Source organism: Serratia plymuthica, assembly GCF_018336935.1.
Taxonomy (GTDB): Bacteria; Pseudomonadota; Gammaproteobacteria; order Enterobacterales; family Enterobacteriaceae; genus Serratia; species Serratia plymuthica_B.
In genome coordinates this window covers 12,097-32,114 of sequence record NZ_CP068771.1, presented here as the reverse complement: position 1 = coordinate 32,114, position 20,018 = coordinate 12,097, and the positions used below count along the sequence as shown (strand labels likewise).

The 20,018-nt window shown below is 49.7% G+C and carries 13 protein-coding genes and 2 pseudogenes; 3 read left to right on the top strand and 12 right to left on the bottom strand.

Translation table 11 applies throughout. From position 1 onward, the window contains the following. Positions 1 to 299 precede the first annotated feature (299 nt). Together JK621_RS00130 and JK621_RS00125 are read left to right on the top strand one after the other, a co-directional pair. Entirely contained in the window at positions 300 to 1,073 is a 774-nt protein-coding gene (locus JK621_RS00130; protein ID WP_212558186.1) for a Hachiman antiphage defense system protein HamA, read from the top strand. Further along, on the top strand, positions 1,060 to 4,461 hold the full coding sequence (locus JK621_RS00125) for a DEAD/DEAH box helicase (RefSeq protein ID WP_064793687.1): 3,402 nt from the start codon (positions 1,060 to 1,062) through the stop codon (positions 4,459 to 4,461). Before JK621_RS00130 ends, JK621_RS00125 begins: the two co-directional genes overlap by 14 nt. 24 nt (positions 4,462 to 4,485) lie before the next feature. Here the strand turns inward: JK621_RS00125 and JK621_RS00120 are convergent, their stop codons facing one another. Next, positions 4,486 to 4,734: a JAB domain-containing protein gene (locus tag JK621_RS00120; RefSeq protein WP_081277351.1), complete on the bottom strand. Its 249-nt coding sequence runs from the start codon at positions 4,732 to 4,734 to the stop codon at positions 4,486 to 4,488. 408 nt (positions 4,735 to 5,142) lie between these two features. Here JK621_RS00120 and JK621_RS00115 point away from each other — a divergent pair, with 408 nt between their 5' ends. Then, positions 5,143 to 6,024, top strand: coding sequence for a hypothetical protein (locus JK621_RS00115; protein ID WP_064793685.1), 882 nt, complete (start codon positions 5,143 to 5,145; stop codon positions 6,022 to 6,024). Positions 6,025 to 6,182: 158 nt separating this feature from the next. Here JK621_RS00115 and JK621_RS00110 read toward each other — a convergent pair. The 11 genes and pseudogenes from JK621_RS00110 to JK621_RS00065 form a co-directional block, all read right to left on the bottom strand. Further along, positions 6,183 to 6,302, bottom strand: a pseudogene (locus JK621_RS00110) (CBASS cGAMP-activated phospholipase); the annotation flags it as partial. Between the two features lie 368 nt (positions 6,303 to 6,670). After that, positions 6,671 to 7,438, bottom strand: a complete 768-nt coding sequence (locus JK621_RS00105; RefSeq protein ID WP_212558185.1) for a LysE family translocator — start codon at positions 7,436 to 7,438, stop codon at positions 6,671 to 6,673. Positions 7,439 to 7,707: 269 nt separating this feature from the next. Continuing rightward, positions 7,708 to 8,622: an acetyl-CoA carboxylase, carboxyltransferase subunit beta gene (accD, locus tag JK621_RS00100; RefSeq protein ID WP_062867873.1), complete on the bottom strand. Its 915-nt coding sequence runs from the start codon at positions 8,620 to 8,622 to the stop codon at positions 7,708 to 7,710. Positions 8,623 to 8,786: 164 nt separating this feature from the next. After that, positions 8,787 to 8,987: pseudogene (locus JK621_RS25285) on the bottom strand (hypothetical protein); the annotation flags it as partial. A 143-nt stretch (positions 8,988 to 9,130) separates the two neighbouring features. Continuing rightward, positions 9,131 to 10,012: a hypothetical protein gene (locus tag JK621_RS00095; protein ID WP_212558184.1), complete on the bottom strand. Its 882-nt coding sequence runs from the start codon at positions 10,010 to 10,012 to the stop codon at positions 9,131 to 9,133. Between the two features lie 290 nt (positions 10,013 to 10,302). Then, positions 10,303 to 11,016: a 4'-phosphopantetheinyl transferase family protein gene (locus JK621_RS00090; RefSeq protein WP_212558183.1), complete on the bottom strand. Its 714-nt coding sequence runs from the start codon at positions 11,014 to 11,016 to the stop codon at positions 10,303 to 10,305. An 80-nt stretch (positions 11,017 to 11,096) separates the two neighbouring features. Continuing rightward, positions 11,097 to 12,305, bottom strand: a complete 1,209-nt coding sequence (locus JK621_RS00085) for an MFS transporter (protein ID WP_212558182.1) — start codon at positions 12,303 to 12,305, stop codon at positions 11,097 to 11,099. 71 nt (positions 12,306 to 12,376) lie between these two features. Further along, positions 12,377 to 14,101, bottom strand: a complete 1,725-nt coding sequence (locus tag JK621_RS00080) for an AMP-binding protein (RefSeq protein ID WP_212558181.1) — start codon at positions 14,099 to 14,101, stop codon at positions 12,377 to 12,379. A 23-nt stretch (positions 14,102 to 14,124) separates the two neighbouring features. Further along, positions 14,125 to 17,034, bottom strand: a complete 2,910-nt coding sequence (locus JK621_RS00075; RefSeq protein ID WP_212558180.1) for a beta-ketoacyl synthase N-terminal-like domain-containing protein — start codon at positions 17,032 to 17,034, stop codon at positions 14,125 to 14,127. After that, positions 17,031 to 17,345, bottom strand: coding sequence for a Dabb family protein (locus JK621_RS00070; RefSeq protein WP_212558179.1), 315 nt, complete (start codon positions 17,343 to 17,345; stop codon positions 17,031 to 17,033). Before JK621_RS00070 ends, JK621_RS00075 begins: the two co-directional genes overlap by 4 nt. Beyond that, a complete protein-coding gene (locus JK621_RS00065; RefSeq protein WP_212558178.1) occupies positions 17,338 to 19,971 on the bottom strand; it encodes a polyketide synthase in 2,634 nt (877 codons plus the stop codon). The genes JK621_RS00070 and JK621_RS00065 overlap by 8 nt, the downstream gene beginning before the upstream one ends. Between the last annotated feature and the right edge of the window lie 47 nt (positions 19,972 to 20,018).

Sequence of the window (20,018 nt, the reverse complement as noted above, 5' to 3'; positions counted from 1 at the left end):
CACCCAAGATTCTGAAAAATATTTTATGGGTGTTGACCTGCTCCCCGTTGATTAGTACACCCCGATGTTAGTAATGTCTTCATAAGCCACATGAGGGCATCCCCATGAAGAAGCGTTTTTCCAACCAACAGATCATTAGTATTCTCCGCGAGGCTGAAGCCGGGGTAACGTCGAAGAACTTAAAGTGATGACGTGAGGCAACTTTTGGGTTGGAAGAAAATTGCAGCTTGCGGCCGTCGCACTGAGGGTTTAATCCACCTCTCTCAGAAAGACCTGGCATAAGAATACGGAGCTTTTGAATGCTATATCCACGTTGGTGCGACATAACTATCCAAGAGCAAGACAACAAGCAGCTATGGCGCTTGTCCGAACGCGATGGAGGAAGGGCTGCTATCGAAGCTACCCTAACTACTCGGATCCGAGCTCACTACGACAATTTGGACGAAATAGCTGAAGACGTCCGTGAGTTGGGATATCCAGGCGCGGCTGCAATTTTGGCTGAGCGCATGCCGCGCTCCACCCGAGCACGTTCGGGAGAGCTTGGCGAGATCCTCGCGGCCGAGTTGGTCGAAGAACATCTTGAATTCGAGGTTCCGATCCGTCGCCTGCGATACAAGGATGGTCGAGAGATGGCGCTGCGCGGCGACGATTTCGTCGGTCTAAAGCTCGATGACCAACAAAATTTGCACTACTTAAAAGGCGAGTCTAAGAGTCGTGCAAACCTTGCCAACGCCACCATCTCTGAGGCGCGAAAAGCACTGTCCAGAGACGATGGCAGACCTACGGCAACATCCCTTCTCTTCGTCGCGGATCGACTCATGGAGGGTGAAGGCGAACGACGGCAGATAGGTAGACGGATTCGTAATGAAGTCGCCAGTCGAGCTGCGCCCCAAGGGCGAACCAGTCACATGCTGTTCACCTTGTCGGGCAACGCCACGCCTCAGGCACTGTACGACGATCTCGCAGCGGCGGATCTGGTTCGTCCCCATCTTTCTGCAAATTTGCGCATAGAAGACCATCAGGCCTTCATTCTGGCCTGCTACGAGAGGGCTCTGGCACTTGGAAACGATTGAAGAATTGACTGCATTCCTGCTCGACATCACACAAGACGGATATCGAGGTCGCCTGCAGGCCCGGGGTCAAGCAAGGGCTCTTATTCGCCATGAAGGAAACTTGCCACCAGACGCTCCAGCCTTCAGCGAAGGGCTCGACTCCGATCTTGCGGACTATGGCTTCTCAGTACTACGTGTTTCCTTGGCGCTACGCGAGCTTGGAGGCGATGCAGTGACTTGGCGAAAAGGCTTCGTACAGGCAGGTGGGGCTTTTGAGGCATTGGTTCAGAACGGGTCACAGGCCGACGCATCTCGAGGGTTCTATCGAACAATGGGGGCTGCTTCCTATCACTTGGCCAACTACTCTGCGCTGGCATTTTCGCTTCTGTCGCAATTACAGGCCGATCAGAATCGTTCGCCTGCCGAGGATGCGCTCGCGCTCCTAATCGTGCGTGATCTTCAAGGCCTGGTTCAACGTGCGAGGGATTGGCTTAGCAGCCCAGCGAACCGAGATGAGGGAATCGCCAGAGCTGCGGCCGAGGGAGCGCTTGACCCCGACGATATCGTTTCGCGTGTAGCGACGTCGACAATGTTCAGAGCATTGGTGTTCTTTGAGTTTGCCCTGCAAACCGGCCAAGAGTCCCTCGTTGTAGAAGCTCGCAACCTGCTGAGACGGGCGATTTCGTTGACCGGAGCGGCCAGCGCGGTATCACTCTGGTGGATTCTTCGAATCACCGTGAACCTGATAGATGATCTTTGGGCAAGCAGTCTGCACAAGGTTCTGCCCTCCGAAGGGCCACTTGGCTCGCAAGACTACGCACAACTTCGGAAGCTTTTTGTCTCTGAGTTGTACTGCAGGAGGTCATCTGAGGTCGAATTGTGGCCTTCTCAACTTCTGGCGGCACAGCGAGCCGTCGATGTCTCCGACGACCTAGTGGTCGCGCTCCCCACGAGCGCGGGCAAGACACGGATTGCAGAGATCGCTGTGTTGATGGCCCTGGCGTGTGGTAAACGCGTTTTGATAGTCACACCACTCAGGGCTCTGTCCGCTCAGACCGAGCGCTCCTTCCGCAAGACATTCACACCTCTTGGATTTTCTGTCTCGTCGCTGTATGGAAGCAGCGGTGTAGCAGGAAATGACGAGGATGCGCTGCGGGAACAGAACATCGTCATAGCCACCCCAGAAAAGTTGGATTTTGCTTTGCGGAACGACCCCGACATCATCAATGATGTCGGCTTGATCGTCCTAGACGAAGGACATCTGATTGGCCCAAGTGAACGCGAGATCCGCTATGAGAATCTGGTGCAACGGTTGCTGCGGCGCACTGACCATGGCGACCGACGGATCGTTTGTCTTTCGGCAATTCTACCGGCAGGCGATCAGCTCAACGATCTGACTGCGTGGATTCGCAGTGATGCGCCTGGCGATCCGATCCAGTCCAGTTGGCGCCCTACGCGTCAGCGCTTTGGCACTCTGTCTTGGCTCGGAAATTCTGCGCGGCTGAGCTTCGACCTTGAGCCAGATGGCCCTTTCATTCGACACTTTGTGCCAGAGGTCCCACCCATTCGCCCTCGTCGAAAGGCGTTTCCAAAGGACAACAAGGAGCTAACTCTCGCAGCGGCATGGAAGTTCTCTGAGCAAGGAAAGAGAGCTCTCGTATTTTGCACCCAACGAGATCATGTTGAAGGATTTGCCGAGACTGCCCTGGACCTGCAGCGACGAGGCTTTCTGCCATCTCTGCTTGCCAACGCCCAAGAGGTTGAACGTGCCATGTCCGTAGGTAGGGAGTGGCTAGGCGCCGAACATCCTGCAGTACGCTGTCTGGCCATCGGCGTTGCGATTCATCATGGTCGTCTTCCCGGCCCCTTCCTGCGGGAAGTGGAGACACTACTTGCCGCAGGCGTTCTACGCGTTACCGTGGCATCACCCACCTTGGCGCAGGGACTGAACCTCAATGCAGCGGTACTCCTGATCCCAAATCTGTACAGGGCGGGCACTCTGATCACGGGTGAGGAGTTTGCCAACGTTGCGGGCCGCGCCGGGCGCGCATTCGTGGATCTCGAAGGACTCGTGATCCACGTAATGCATCAGCCAGAAAATTGGCGCCACCAGCGATGGAGAGAGTTGGTCACGTCGGCCAAGACTCGGTCACTTTCAAGCGGCATCATTGTCGTGGTAAACGAGGTCATACGTCGCCTCTCGACGTCGGGTGTTTTTGCGCGTGGGGATGCCATGGACTACCTGTCTAGCACGCAAGATGCTTGGTTCCCGGACGCTGTAGATGGTGAGATGGAGTCAGACTCAATGGAGAGCCTCATCGAGCGGTTGGATACAACCGTCCTTGGGCTCGTCGAAGCGCTTGACGCGCAAAGTGCGGATCTACCAAGGCTGCTCGATGAAGCCCTTGCGGGTTCACTTTGGGCAAGGCAAATCGCTCACCTTGACGGCGTCGAAAAGCAGAAGCAAGTGTGGATTCTCCTCAGTAGAGCACAGCTCATTTGGAACAAAACAACGGTCGAGCAACGCAAAGGTCAGTTCGCGATGGGAGTGGGCCTAGAATCGGGCCTTGCCATCGACGCGTTGGCTGTCGAGCTGACTGTGCTTCTTGACCGTGGCGATGCAGCCGCCCTCGCCAGTGACGCAGATGCCCTGATCGCTGCTCTCATTGGAATGGGAGAGCGGCTTCTTGCGATCCGTCCCTTCGTTCCAGATGACCCACTGCCGGCGAACTGGAGAGACTTGCTGGGAGCTTGGGTGCGAGGGCAAGACGTAGCGGCCATCGGCCAAGAGGGAATGCGCTTCGTGGACGACGCATTTGTCTATCGCCTGGTTTGGGCGATTGAAGCCATCCGGATGAATCGGCGCATCAATGGAGACGAATCAGAACTACCCGTCGAAGGAGCTGCTGCCGCCTGCCTGGAAGCTGGACTACCGTCCAACGCCATGGCCATGCTTGTTCGGGCCGGACTGCCCTCGCGGGTGGCCGCCAAGACAGCCGTGGAGCAGCTCGCGCCCTGCTTCACAAATCGCGCGGAAATGAAAACCTGGTTACGATCGGAAGAAGTAGCAGGCTTCGACCATGTTCCTGGATGGCCCACGCTTGAGACTCATGCAATCTGGCAGCAGTTTCGGCACGACGTTGTGTCAAGCGTAGATGGCAGGTGGGCGTCGCAGGAGTGGACCATGCAATGGGCAACAGACTCAACAGTGCCTCTGCGTATTGAAGTTGATCCGCAAGATGGACAAGTGTCGATCGCGACGCCAGATTTTTCACAGCTCACAACAATCAGACAGAGGCTTCAGGCGGAACTACCGAGCCTGCTTGAAGTTGAATCTCTACAGAACGGAACGAGTGTCACCATCCGCCGTATTGGAAAAGGCGAGGCGCGTTGGGTGGATAAGGACTGATAGCTTTTTTGTGTAGATGGTACGTCAAATCAGCCACTGCTCCGAAAACGACACGGAGCCTGCTCCGGCCACAATGACCTGATCCTGCATACGCACCTCAACTAGCCCCAGGGCTTCCTTGACCACTTCACGCGGATACACCGATGCACTGTCGATGGTGCCGTGGAACATCTCCCGGTACTTGATCAGCCGGTGGCGCGTATCCAGAAACAGCACCGCAAAGACTTCATGCTCAAAGCCTACCAGCTCGCTGCGCAGGTATTCCTTGACCAGCGCCGTGGAACTAAAACGGGTGTACTTAAACTCTGACTAACAAAAGATTTGTATGCTCAAGATAGATTGCATGTACAGCATAAGTGGTCAGTTTGGGGGGCTTGACAGAAAGGGATTTGCGATTTAGCTTAATTATCAGCCAATTAATGGCAAAGGCGATCCCAGTCAAAGGAGCCGTATTTAAGAAGAGTCCGCTTAAGGATACTTAAGCAGGATTTTTTGCTGTTCTGCGTTCTGTATACCCGTTAACAAGACGATACCCCTATCACACTCTTGGTAAAATGGCGGACATCAGTGACCAATCATTGCTTTTGTCTCAACACCACAATGTTAGGATCATTGGCGCAAATTTAAGTATTCCCCTCTTATCTAAGGTTTTTTTATGTTTTACAGACATGGAGTCACAGTATGATGCAAAAACATTTTGACATTGTTCAGGCTATTATCGGTAACTGCTTTATGAACAATATGGCAAACAATAGATTTTTATACAGCAAGACGAATGGTAGCTCAACTACAAAATACCCATTAAACTGCATAGGTTTTTTCTCATGGAATAGCAGTTTGCAAAATAATTACACAAAATTTGTCTTATTTCCTATTTTCTTTGATTATCTGGATAGCTATGTTGATCTTCGTTTTGACTGTGTCAACGAAAGCTTCAACAAAAAAATCCTCATTCTCGAATCCAATATTGATAAAGATTCAATTGATGATTTGTTCCTTCATACGCTGTACAAAATGTGTTCTCAGATTAGAAATAAAATGCTTCACCATCGGCTCAACTATAACGGTGCCGAAGTGACAGCCAGCGAGACCACTGTCACCATTCCGCAGTTTAGAGTTATCAATGAACTGATTTACCAATATGTAAAATTCTCAAAGACCGGTAATTCACTCTTTGAAAAAAACGCTCTCTATTCCGGGTTAGTTGATATTCTTAAAAAAAATAACGATAGTGAACATGAGTTTGTTCAACGAGTAGAGTTGATGTCCGACTACTTGTTCATAACCCCCTATGAAGCTCGCGATTTGCACACTATCAACGCCCCCATGACTTCCACTGACCTCATTATCGATCGAGTCTCTTATCCTGCAAAATGTTTCTACGATGACAATGAAATATTTAAGGAAAAATATCCAGATCCTGAAGAAAAAATCATCATTGGAAATCGTTATTATTTTTTCCAAATGGAAGACAAATTATACTTAGTACCTTCGGAAGCGGTAGACCATCGCAAAAAGATCACTTTCGGTGAGATTGATGCCTGGGAGTTTCAAACACAGTAACCTTTCTACATGCCCGATGCACGAGTGTATCGGGTACTTCAGCGTGAGCCAGTGCATCCGGGTTATGCTCGCAGGAAGAGATACAAAGAGTGCAGTCGGTGAAAATGTGGAAACAAAGCATCACCTATTACGATACATACACTGACTTTATGAGTAACATCAGGAAAATCAAACTTCATGTCCCTGAAAACTTCCAGCAGACCGATATAGCTGGGGTTGTTAGCGACCAAACCACCATCCGCAAAATAAGTGTGGAGATCTTCACAATAGGTTGGTGATTTGTTTTGATTTGGTGATTGATCTGATCGCACAATCCGGGCTGGGTTCCCTCAAAGTGATCTACTATTCCGCGCAGCTATTTAGTCGATGTTGAGCAGGTCATTAATATGCGGCGTTCATGGTCAGAGAAACCAACTCGATAGCCGACTGGCGAGAGGCCATTTTATGGTCTGTTGCACTTCAGCACTTGGTGGTCATTCTGGTGGTCTTGACAACAAGAGCTTTCAGGTTTAGCTTATTTATTAGCCAGTTACTGGCAAAGGCGATCCCAGTCAGAGGAGCCATATTAGAGAAGCCCGCTCAGGGAAACCTGAGCGGGCTTTTTGCTTTGGGGTTTTTGACCGGCGGCTTTTATCTGGGCGGAAGCTTATGTGCCGCTCTTACGGTACAGGGCAACCGATCCGGCAAGGATCAACAGAAATGACCCGCTGATGCGGTTCATCCATCTGATGCCGCTGGCCTTCCAGAGACTGACGGACTTTTTGCCCAGCGCCGCGTAACCCAGCATCGCCGCCACATCGATTGAAACGATGACTGCCGCCAGGCTGGCATACTGCGGCAAGGCAGGCTGTGCCGTGCTGACGAACTGCGGCAGTAGTGCAGTCATGAAGATATAATATTTTGGGTTGCTCATCGCGACAAAGAAGCTTTTCAGGAAAAGTGCCCGGCGCGATGGTGCCGTTACTTCCTCGCCGCCAGGAAGGGAACCGCCAGAAGATAGCAACATCCGCAGACCGATATAGGCAAGCCACGCAGCCCCAATCCATTTCAGGGTGACAAAAAGCGTTTCCGAAGTAGCAAGAACGACGCCAAGCCCAAGACCGACAAGGGTAACCAGAAGCACGTCGGCAGCGGCGGCGCCAAGAATCCCCCAGGTTGACCGTTTGATGCCAAAGCGAGCCGCATTATTGAGAGCAAGCAATACGGTCGGGCCGGGGGTGACGATACCGGCTGACATAATCAGGGCAAAAGCCATGAGTGCAGTTAAAGACATACAGTAATCCTCGCCAAAAAAACCACTATACCAGCGGCAAAAGCCGTTGAGGAATGGTTCGAAAGAATTGGCCGTTGACTGATTGCTTGTCGAAGACGTGAAAATAAACATGCGGCAGACGCTCAGAATACTGATAAACATCTAACGCACATTTAAATCAGCAAACTCTGCTATTGGCACGGAGTGGGCCGGCACGCAGGCATACCCGTTATGAGCGAGGAGCGGAAGTTCCTGATTTTGATCGCCGCCGAGGGTGCATAACTGACATTGCTATCTATTAATCAACGGGGAGCAGATCATAGGAAAGCCACGTGGCGAGAGGAATTGAGTCTTTTTCCATGATGCCCGTGATGGTTAACGGTTAAGAAAAGCAAAAAGGGCAGCGCCTGACGGCCCTGCCCTTTGCATTATCAGGCATCTGGTTCCTGACCCGGTACCGGCGGTACCACAACGCCTTCGCGCGGCGTATCTGGACTCGGCGCCGGGAGATTCATCAGCTTCGTCAGGATGCTGCCAAGCTTAAAGCGCATTTCCGGACGCCGAACAATCATGTCGATCGCGCCTTTTTCAATCAGGAATTCACTGCGCTGGAAACCCGGCGGCAATTTTTCACGCACGGTCTGCTCAATAACGCGAGGCCCGGCAAAGCCGATCAGCGCTTTCGGTTCGGCGATATTGATATCGCCAAGCATCCCTAAGCTTGCGGACACACCTCCCAAGGTCGGGTCAGTCAGCACAGAGATGTACGGCAGACCCCGCTCCTGCATCTTCGCAAGCGCCGCAGAGGTTTTCGCCATCTGCATCAGCGACATCAGCGCTTCCTGCATGCGCGCGCCGCCAGATGTGGAAAAGCATACCAGCGGGCAGTTATCTTCCAGCGCCTGCTCGACGCCACGGACAAAACGCGCACCGACCACAGAGCCCATTGAACCCGCCATAAAAGAGAACTCAAATGCCGCCACGACTACCGGCATGCCGTACAGCGTGCCTTTCATCACGACCAGCGCGTCTTTCTCGTCGGTCTCTTTCTGCGCAGAGCTCAGGCGGTCTTTGTATTTCTTAGCGTCACGAAACTTCAGCGCGTCTTTCGGCTCAAGTTCGCTCCCCAGTTCCACCAGAGTTCCTTCGTCCAGCAATCTATGCAGGCGATTGCGCGCTCCTATACGCATGTGGTGATCGCACTTCGGGCAAACCGACAGGTTGCGCTCCAGCTCTGCACGGTACAGAACCTGGTCGCAGCTGCTGCACTTGGTCCATACCCCTTCCGGGATACTCGCCTTGCGGGTGGAGATGATATTGCTCTTAATTCGTTCAATCCAGCTCATAGATAACCTTTATTTATTCCTGAACCTAGTCGATGCTAGTTTTACCATAAGCAGCAAATAATGCTATTTTTACCGCTTACAGGCCATGAAATGTCGCACATTAAAACATAAGAGACATAAACATGTGAAGAAAAGTGGTACCCCCTCTCACCCCCCCTGCTTTACTACGCTCGTGGCGTTATTTCGCCTATTTTTGCCGCCGCGCACTTATTACGGATCATTGATATAACCCCGGCAAAACCGACAGAACAATAATCGCGACAATCAGCAGTTTTAGGTTTTCCTGCACCATACGAACAGATAGCCCGCAGCAGCGTGCCCACCACGTTATAGACGGCAAAGTGGCGGTAGGACATATGCCCCATCAGGGTAGAATGATGGATGAACAGTTCATGTTCAAATTAGGGGCTGAAACTCATAGCGAAGGAAGTGCGCACTAAAAGTAGCCTAAACAAGACACCGGTTTGAGGCCGGCGTCAGGTGATAGCAAGATCTGTACATATCGCGCTTAGACCTCAAATATTTGTTCCTCTTTATTGAAGATACTTTTTCTCACCACCGCTCTCGGCTGACACCGGATAAGATTGGATTCATCGTAAACAATAAGACAACCTGGAGAGGCCATCATTTCATCCGCAATCTCATCAAGATATTGAAACAACCCTTCACTGAGATGGTCCGACTGATACGGAGACAGGACGTAATCATAAATCGATAATAAGAGATTGTTCATTATTGCCAAATCATTCACAAATATCCTGGCCACCTCTTCTAATACCTGTTTTTTTTCTTGCTTGTCATGGATACCACGATACATAGTGAAATCCAGCTGTCCTTTCCTTAAGTGACGCCATACCCAGTGGATCGGCTGAGACAGTGCAGTATCCACATCGCAAAAGTCCACGCTTACCGAAATTTCATTGTGATCCAGCACTTCTTGGTTCATCGAGGGGTCACCCAATAACCATGCGCCTCTGTCCTCACACCAGTATTCAATCAGAACTTGCTCTGGGTAAATATCTTGACTGAAGTAGGTGCAATAGGCGTACCTTAGTCGTGAAGGGATTTTTTTGTACCTCATCATGTCGAGTGCCATGATAGATATGGTCAAACAATGACCGATAATCTTATGTTCAAAGGGGATCGGATTGGTAATGGATGTCACCCCAGTTTTAGACAGTCTATCCAGTATGATTTCAGGTTGATTGATATCAATGTCGTTGTACCTTTCCTGCCCTATTTTATATTTATTGATTCCTTTATAATGCTCCACTATATTCCTTGCAACCTTAAATATTTCGCTCACGGAATTTGGAATATTACGATAATAATCGTCATGCTTTGTTGGTTTGCGTTCAGTATACAGCGATTTAATATTTTCAGAGTTCAAAATCATTTCCTTTTTAATCTGTCTTTGGAGTAACCTTCTCTGACGTCATGCTCAAGCACTCAGAAAAAAACACATACATCCGATGTCAGACAAAATAACAGCAGTTCGTCTTTAACGTCATTCAAATATAACGGAGGGCATTGCGTAACACTTTCCCAGGGAGAGGTGTGAGCGCGTCTTGAAGATCCGTTCTCCTCTCTATCTCTGAATGGACAACGCAACGAAAGCGGTTTTATTAATGTGAAGGGTTGGCCAACACGGTCCATTCTGCCCAAAAAGGCGCGGTCAGTTTACTTATGGGAGCCGTCAGCAATCACCGTGACGACGGTATGATCAAAAAACTGGAACCACCCAGTAAAATGAGTACCTGCGCTATAGTCTCCACTCCAGTCACAGGTAAGTTCAATTTGAAACCGTGCCGATTTGTCACATACCCATGTCAGCTTTGCGGCACTAAAATCCTGAAACGACAAAGTGTGAGGATAGAGCGCTTTATACAAGGCTTCTTTGGCTGAAAAAATCAGAGTAACCAGCTGCGTTTGAGCAAGTTCGCAACCACCTCGAATGACGTCATTCCATTCAGCGTCAGACACGATGGCACTCGTTAGCTTGGTACATTGCTCAACCGTGAATACCGTTTCTGTATCAATACCCACTGCCTGATAGTGATCGTGCTGACAGACCGCCGACACCGCTAATGCTCGCGTATGAGAAATGGACCCACGGTAACCCAAAGGCCACTGGGGAAGCCGATGATCCCCTATTGGAAGATCGAGTGTTTTGCACCCAAGAAATTGGAGTGCGCGTCTAGCGGCCAGTCGGCCGGCAAAGTACTCGGCCTTTCTTTTTGGCCCCGCTCTTGTTAGAAGCCTGGGGCATTCCACACCAAAATCCGAGAAAAGTGACTTATCGAAATACCTGAAATCGAAGGCGTTGTACCATAAGACCAAATGCCTAAACAGAGGGGGAACCACCCTCTGACTGGTGTTCAAAAATGGAGGCATGCGTCAATTCCTTAACCCGATAAGCGGCATGCACTGAGAAAGCCTGAGTCGTGCCGAGACGTCAGGCTTGCCCGGCTGGTTTATGGCGTGACTGGAGACCGCGATTGATGCTTGAGCAATCGCTGCAAGACCAGTGGCTGCACGAGCGTGAGGGCTAACGCACAGGCGGCCAATATCTCAAGGTTGTGTAGCCGTTGCTGCTCTTCTACCAAGATAGAGGACGAGAGGATGGCAGCCAAACCACTAAACACATTTTGGCAGATGCTTTGAAGAGACATAAAAGCCGCTCTTACGTTGGGGGCTGGGACGGTTGTATTGACTGTGATTGCGACAATAGTTCGCGTTGCTGTCAACACCATAAATGCGCTAAAAATAACCAAAGGAGGTAAGACAGAAGCATGCATAAAACCGTCGAAAATCACAACAAAGATGCCGACTGCGAGACCAAGCACGACAGAGCGCGCCCCCATTTTGTCAACCAGACGACCAAAAAACTGCAGCGCGATCACGCTGGCTCCCCCACCGATCAGGTAATACAAGCTTAAATCATCCCGAGCAACGCCGGCGTTGAGTTGAAGCCAAACGGCCAGATTCGGCAACAGAAGAAACGTACTTAATACGGCCAAGCCCAGCGAGGATATCGCCAGTAAAACCCGGCGATTGGCCATCAATGCCAGCAGAGACACAGCAGGCGGCATGGACGTCGTCCCCTGAAGGTGCCCCTTTAGGCTTGGCAGCAATACAACCACCATGGCTGCCACCAGCATCCCTGAGGCACCGACCACGTAAAAAGGCGTGGACCAGCCATACCAACTTGCCAGCTTGAGGCCCAAAGGCACGCCGGCAATCGCGGCAATGGAAAAAGCCCCCATCACGGTAGCCATGGCTCGACCACGACGCTCTGCGGGGACACAGTCCGTCACAATGGCGAGCGAGATGGCTATTAATGGGCCAGCAAAAAAGCCGGCCAGCATGCGGGTAAACATCAAGCTTTTCATATTCCAGGCATGCGCACACATCAAGGTGGCCACCGACAACCCGATCAACATGACTAACACCACCCGTTTGCGATCGAACCTATCGAGGTACTTCGCCACCAGCAGTGAAGAGACGGCGGCAGCTAAGGTGTAACTTCCCCCAAGATAACCGATGTTTGCCGCCGACATATGTAACGCACTGGCAAAATCAGCCCCGAGAGGCATAACGATCATAAAATCCACAGCATTAATAAATTGAATAAGTGCCATAAACCAGATGACTTTCTTCTCAAGCACAAGAGAGTCGTTCATGTATGTCTCCACTTTTCAGACTCATTGGCCGATCGGACGTGCCGATAAGTCTGAAAAGACTCAGATTAAAATTATATGCGTTCAAGTTCATTTATCAGCTGATCAAAAGATGGCCGATCAAAGATTTCGTGCAGTTGTAAGTTGGGGTACAACTCAAGCAGATCGATATGAAGAGAGATGGCTTGCATCGACGTTAACCCCAGTTCAAAGAAGTTGTCTTCTTTTGACATCCGAGTGATGTCCATATACTGGCCCAAGATCTTACCCACAGGGTGCGATGTCAGAGCGGATGGCTCGCCCATTGATACGGAGACACTGGCCGTGGGTGCCCTACTCAAAAGCTTGAGGCTCATGTCTTCAAGCCTGTTTGCGTCGACTTTACCGCTCAACGTGTAAGGCAATGCCGGGATAGTGAAAATATGATGAGGGATCAAATAGTAGCTCAACTTTGACTTGAGAAATGCCCTTATCGTCGCCTCAGTCAACCCCGTGCACTCCACCCAGCCTATCAGTTTTGAATAGTCCGATAGGTCATCATGAAGGGAAATGACCGCAGAACCCGACACGCCCTCTATCGATTCAAACATATCCGTTATTTCCGTAGGTTCCACTCGATACCCATTGATTTTGATAAACCCGCCTTCTCTGTACAGAAAATTGACGATGCCCTCGTTATCCACATAACCAATATCATCGGTATCGTACATCCGTCGATTGACACCGCCGATGTGCACCTCTGTAAATTTTCTCGCCGTCAACTCAGGGTTATTAAAGTAACCCAAAGCAAGACCATCTCCAGAAATATAGATACGGCCCGGCTCGCCTTGCGCGCACTCTTGCTGATGCTCGTTCAATATCAAGAGCTGGGAGTGGCGTATTGGTTTCCCAATTCGTGTGTCGCCCGCTTGCCGAATGACATGCGCACTAGACCAAACGGTGGTTTCTGTTGGTCCATACACGTTGCACAACCAGTCACTTCGTTCAAACAGCGATGAAGACAGCTGTGGAGAGAGAGATTCACCACCTACCAGCACTTTTTGGAATTGCCACCCCTTATCCAGATAGCCTAAGAGCCCTTTAAACAGCGAAGGCGTGGCCTGGTAGACGGAAGGCGACCAACGCATCACTTGTCCTGCGATCTGTTGCGGCGAGTAGCTCTCTTGATCTGTCAGCAATATTAAGGTGCCACCACTCGACAATGGCACTGAGTATTCCAGGAAGAAAATATCAAAGGCAATCGACGTTGATGATAACCACGTCTGTCCGGGCTTGAATGCCAATAAAGAGCAAAAGTACTCAATTAAGTTAGCACAGCCAATATGGCTGACCATAACCGCTTTGGGTGCGCCGGTTGAGCCAGACGTATATATTCGATAGGCCTCTTGAGAAGTACCTGGCAGGTTTTTCTGCTCAAACGGGGCATTAACCTTCGACAGACTATTGACGTCAACTGTTTTTTGGCACTCGCTTATCTTCGCGTTACTGATATATAAGTAGTGCGCTTGAGAAAGGATATGCTCGATTTTCTCAGCCGGGGTTCTTGGATCAACGGGAATATACGGAACCCCCAGATAATGACACGCTAATATCGTAGTAATGAGCGATTCATCTCTCTGTAAACATAATACAATGCCCTCGACGTTATCATCGATTTCAGACTGGATACCGACGGCAATTCGCTTTGCCTTTTGTTGGAGTTGAGAGTAACTAATTGAATCATTACCAACAATCAGCGCAATATTCGTTGGGAAGAGTTCAGCGATAGACTCAAACTTTTCGATAAATGTAGAATTCATTACTTTTTCATCCAGTGTAGGTTTTATAGATTGAACAAGGCACTCTCTATATTGGACACAAACACAGACATAAGGCTTGCCACCGTTTCCCGGGAGTAGTCCGCCTGATTGAACATCATCTCGATCGCTAACCCCTCTTGCTCAGGCACAATATTGACCGTCAAATTGCCATACACGGGCTGGTAACGCGTCGAATATTCAGGAAGCGTAAACTGTCGATACCTTAGAACATTGCCTCTGTTTTGATTCTGATACATAAAAAGAATGTCATACACCCCTTGACCGTTTCTCCCTACCAGAGACGAAATTCTCTCTAAAGGTACGTGGGCATGAGGCAGGCTGTTTTTCAGTGCGGTGTCTGTCTCATTCAGGATGTCGCAGAACTGCCCCGACCCACAGTTGACGACAACAGGAATATTGTTCATTCGACAGTCAATCACTGCCCTGTCGGATTCCGACCGATTGGCCAGAGTCATCCCTGTGCAAATAACGGCAGCATCCAGGAATTCTGACAAGGTTGCATTGAACAAAGCATAGAGCACGACAAACAGTGGTTTCTTATGGATCCTGGCGATGTTCTGAATCTTCGAAACACGTTCCGATGAAAGGTGGGAGACCACCGTGCCGGCGATCAATTCCTTAGCACTTGAAGATCGGGTGGGATCAACCGGTAATGAAGTCTTTGGCACGCCATTCAGAGTGTCTTGCCAGAACGTAAGGCTTGCGCTGGAAATGTCAGGCTTCGTGTGAATGTGAAGAGGAATACGGGCGCTGTTTAATGGCCCGTTTTCTTCCCGTACCTCGGACAATGCTTCCAATAGGTTGTGTAAACCCGTTCCATCGATCGCGATGTGAGGGAAATTCAACACCAGCATCCTTGTAGCGCCATGTCCAAGTGTCGTTACCCGACAAAGCGGCCCCGTATCGAGATCAAATCGTTGCTCATACACGGCCTGCAATGGTACTTCCAAAGAATCCTCTGCGGGCACCTCCACCGAGGTCGTTTCAACGATCTGTTCACGTTTAGCCGCCAGTGCAACACCCTCTTTGATTATCTTGTACTGGTGACTAAATTGAGGGAGCTGCGCAAGAATTTTATCCACAGTTTGCGTAAAGGATTCTATCGGAAACGTCTTGGTGATCTCGACACAGATCGGGACGTTATATTGACTGCGGTCGCCCCGCTGCAGTTTTTCCAGTAAATAAAAACGCTGTTGATAAGGTGACAGCAAACCGTGCGGGTGAACGTTGTCACTCGTCGGTTGACGATCAGTTACCGGTTGAGCGACAGACGACCGATCTCTGGCAATCGCATTCGCCAGTGCCTCGGGTGTCGAGTGCTTGTAGATGGTTTCTGTTGTGACATCAATGCCGAGCTCTGATTTGAATAACGCGAGGAGCTCAACGGCCGTTACAGAATCGCCATACAGATCGAAGTAGTCACTGTCTGGGTAGATCTCTTCCTCCCCAAGCACTCGCTGATAGAAAGACAAGACCTGGGGCAACAATGATGACAGCGTAAGGGGTGCCTGTCCTGCAGAGGGAGACTGCCTTATACCCTCCTTCTCACAGCAGGCATCTTTGGCCATTGCCATTTGAGAGAAGAAAGAATACACGCTGCCTTGCGTCTCTTTGCGGGTCGGTTTCTGCGGTGTTTGGGGACGTGCTTTGCTGTAGCCTTCGATCACAATATGCGCATTGGTCCCCCCCACACCCATCGAGCTAATGGCGGCCAGGCAGGGCTTGTCAGGATCCAACGGAATATTGTCCGCCGTATACAACAGATGCTGTTTCTCCGTCTCCCGGAGCAATTCATTGAGCTGAGAAAGATTGGACGTCCCGGGGTAAACGCCTTGTTTGAGTGCCAGCACAGACTTGATCAAGGAAGCGATGCCCGATGCCCAGAAAAGATGGCCAATGTTCCCTTTGACCGATCCCACGACTACCGGGGATAACGTGTCTTCCACAGGGTAACTGTCCATTAACTGGCTGAGGGCCTGAACTTCCATTGGATCGCCCACGACGGTTCCTGTTGCATGGCATTCTATAAACTGCAGTTGGCGAGGGTTGATGGCCGAATGGCGATAGATTTGAGACAGCAATTGCCACTGACCGTTGACCGAAGGGGCAGCATAACTGGCCTTGTTCCTTCCATCGTTATTACTCAACGCATTTGCAATCACGGCATGGATAGTGTCCCCATTTGCTTCGGCATCCTGAAGCCGTCTGAGAATGACGACGCCCCCACCATCTGAAGGAACGGTGCCATCAGCATGATGGTCAAAAGGCCGGCAAATGCCTGTTTGAGAATAAATGGACCCAGGTTCATACTTATAGCCCTCCGCCAACGGATAGGAGATATGCACCCCTCCACAAATCACGGTATCGCAACGTTTTGTTTGTAGCATCCAGCAGGCTTCAACAATAGCGGTCAATGACGAAGAACAGGCGGATTGCAGATTGAAACACGGGCCCTGAAAGTTAAATATATGGGCGACACGGGTAGCCATAAAATCGGTACCCTTATTGAGGTTAAGGAGCAGCCCATTAGGCGGTTCAACCTGCCCTTCTGCGATGCTTTTTTGCAGTTGATCATGGTAGGTATGATTGCTGCCCTGCGTCGCTATTACGGCAACCGTCCCCAGCTCGCCTGGGTCGTGATATTCCCCATCAAGCAGGGCCGAGTCGACAAGTTCGATGAACTTTCTCAGCTGAGGATCCATGACCAACGCTTCCTTCTCGGAAAGACGATAGCGCTGTGCATCAAACGTTTCAGGATCCGGGCACTGCCCCTTCGATCTGACGTGTCCATCCTGATCGGTATATGACTGATAGGACACCCGTCCATGACACAGGTTGTCCCAAAATTCGTGGTAGTCACTGGCTTCTGGAAACAGTCCCGACATTCCTGTAACTGCGATTTTATCTTTCATCTCTCTTCCTCGGCCACAACCATATCGAAGACAATCGCCTCTGAAATGGCATAGTTCAGTGTTTCATTAATAAACGTTTGATGGTGCTCATTGATTTGATAGGCGTCTCTGTCTTTCTTCGAGCTAAATTCCATAACAAATGCGTACTCAAAGCCTAAATTATTCGCATTGTCACCATCATTCATTCCATAGCTGTATTTTCTGATGCCGGAAATTTTATTTTTCAATTCACCTAGTTGGTGAAGCAATTCCAGAGCATTTGCTGTAGAAATAGACTCTTTAAATTTCAACAAAATAATATGCTTATACATGCTGATCTAAAAACTCCCGAATGAATCCTGAAACTTCATTGACATTTAATTCGGTCATTAATCCAACATGGTCAGTGTTGATTTCCTTGACCATCATTAAGTCGCTCACTGGCCAGTTATTGTTGGCTTTTTTCAACGACTCAAACGCGCTGGAGAGCATGTTATTTTTAATTTGCACAAGAGAAGACGTCGCTACAACGTTGAGCAGCGGCAGGTTGAGCCGGGGATTATCAAACTCCTTAACCATGTTTCTCTCTATATCAAATAATGATTTTAGATTGTCTCTTGCTCTTTCATCTCCGGTAATCGAATTCGAAAAATAGCTAAGATCCATGAAACAGGAGAGATAGTCATCCGTAAAGAGCACTGAACTATCCTGAGAATACAGAACAGAGTCCAGTAATATATTTCCTTTTATTTTTATTTTCTTTATTAATAATTTTGTTATTTTTATGGCTAATAACCCACCTAATGACCACCCTCCAATAAACACGGGAGCAGTGTTATCTTTCACTCTTTCTAAAATATCATCTGCATACGTTTCCGCGAGTCTATCTATTGAGGTTATCTTATTTTCATTATAGAGATTATAGGAGTCTACCCCGAGCACCTCGATGTCACTGGCAATGTTTTTCGACATTTTTTTGTACATTTCCACGCCTGAAATCGAAGCATGAACCAATATAAGCGTTGCTCGTGTTTCACCAGGCGGAACAAAAAGCGTTTTTACCAGCGAAGATGCTGTTTTAGTTCTGGCCAGCCTGTTCAGTTCATTCAGCTGCGCACTGAAAACATCATATTTCTCAACCCAGTCCATCGTCAAAGTAAGATTAAGCGCGGCATTGATATCGGTGACCAGTGACAGTGCGAGGATAGAGTGCCCCCCCAGTTCGGCAAAGCTATCTTCCTCTTTTATCGAGTCAAGCATGAAGTTATCGAGCCAAATCTTACGCAGTGCCTCTTCACAAATAAGCGTATTGGCCAGGGTTTCTTCTCTCGGAGCTTCGTCGGTTTTGGTTTGCGGCTTAGGGGTGGACTCGAGCATGACGACACGTTCGGCATCAATTTCGCTGGCGTTGATCGCGATCGCTTTCCCCTTATATTCCTTTAGACAAACGTCCAGGGGATGACCGACAACGCCTGAGCGCAATGTGGTGGCAATTTGCTCTTGAAGCTCGCTAAGTGACGCAACAGCAAAGGTCGCAATGCAGCCTTTCCCCACAGAACGTCTTGTCAGGGTGTACGCCACATCTTCCAGCGAATGAGAGGCATTCTTTAATGCTTCCTGAAGCTGACTTAACAGGTGCTGCAGGCGTCCACTGTTGCTTGCACCAATCATGACAACGACCATCTGCGACGAGCCTTCCCCGGCTAATGAAGAACGCTCTTCGCCACGAATGACTAACACACAGTTGGTTCCGCCGATCCCTAAAGAGTTAACCAGGCCGGTTAATTTTTCCTTTCGACGAATTTCTGTGGGAATGTAGAAAGGCGTCTGTTCCAACTGTAAATTCGGATTTAACGATGAAAAATTGGCTGCAGGATATAACTTATGGTTCCACACTTGCAGCACAGATTTTAACAAGCCGGCATGACCGGCAACGACATCCAGGTGGCCAATATTGGCTTTGATTGACGACAGGGCCGTATTGTTGGTTGCCAGCTCGTGGCTTATGAAGGCTTTTTTCAGCGCCGCGACCTCCAATACATCCCCAATTTTGGTCCCCGACCCGTGACCTTCAACAAAGTCGATGTCCTGCGCCGTCAACGCCGATTTAGCGAGAACGTTTTGGATGTTTCTTGCGATACCGCTGGTTGAAGGCGCGGTATAACTTGATTTCGCTCTTCCGTCGTTGTTGATGCTGCTCGCGGTAAGCACACCGTATACCGTGTCTTTGTCGCTGCGAGCTTTATCGAGGGCTTTAAGCACAAACACCACACAACCAAACCCAGGCACCATGCCATCAGCCGTGTGAGAATAAGAGGATAAAACACCGCTTTCCGACAAGTTCATGCCCGGTTGGTACTGATACCCTGAATGAAGGGGGTAAGGCAGGCAGGCTCCGCCTGCGATGGCCATCTCACAGTCTCCGGTCGCGATCCCTTGCATCGCCATGTGGACAGAAAGCAAACCACTTGAGCATGCCGACTGTACCCCTACGGCCGGACCTTTCAGATCAAACAAGTATGCGCATCGCAATGACTGTTGTTCTTTGTTCGAGCCAATCTCAATCTCGAAAGGATCGTACTTATCCAATGCTAACTGGCTGTCTGAAAGAAAAGAGCGGTAATGGCTATCGGAAGATGAGGAGTAGACACCGACGTTCAGTGCACAGCGTGTCGGGTTGTAGCCAGCCTGTTCCAATGCCCGCCATGCACATTGAATGAACATACGTTGTTGAGGTTCAATGATATAACTGTCCCGCAGCGATACCCCAAACAAGTCGTAGTCAAACTGATCGACTCCCTCCACGTAGCCTGCCCGGCTGACCCAACCTTCACGAGGGTTGTCGGAGGAGAGAGGGTCGGTCAACGCATCCTGACCGGATTCCAACAAGGCGTCTAGCTCTTCCAGATTACTTGCACCAGGCAAGAGAAAAGAAAAGCCCGTGATCGCTATATCCATTTTATATTACCTGTTGACATAGGCATAGAATAGACATTCTATGCCTG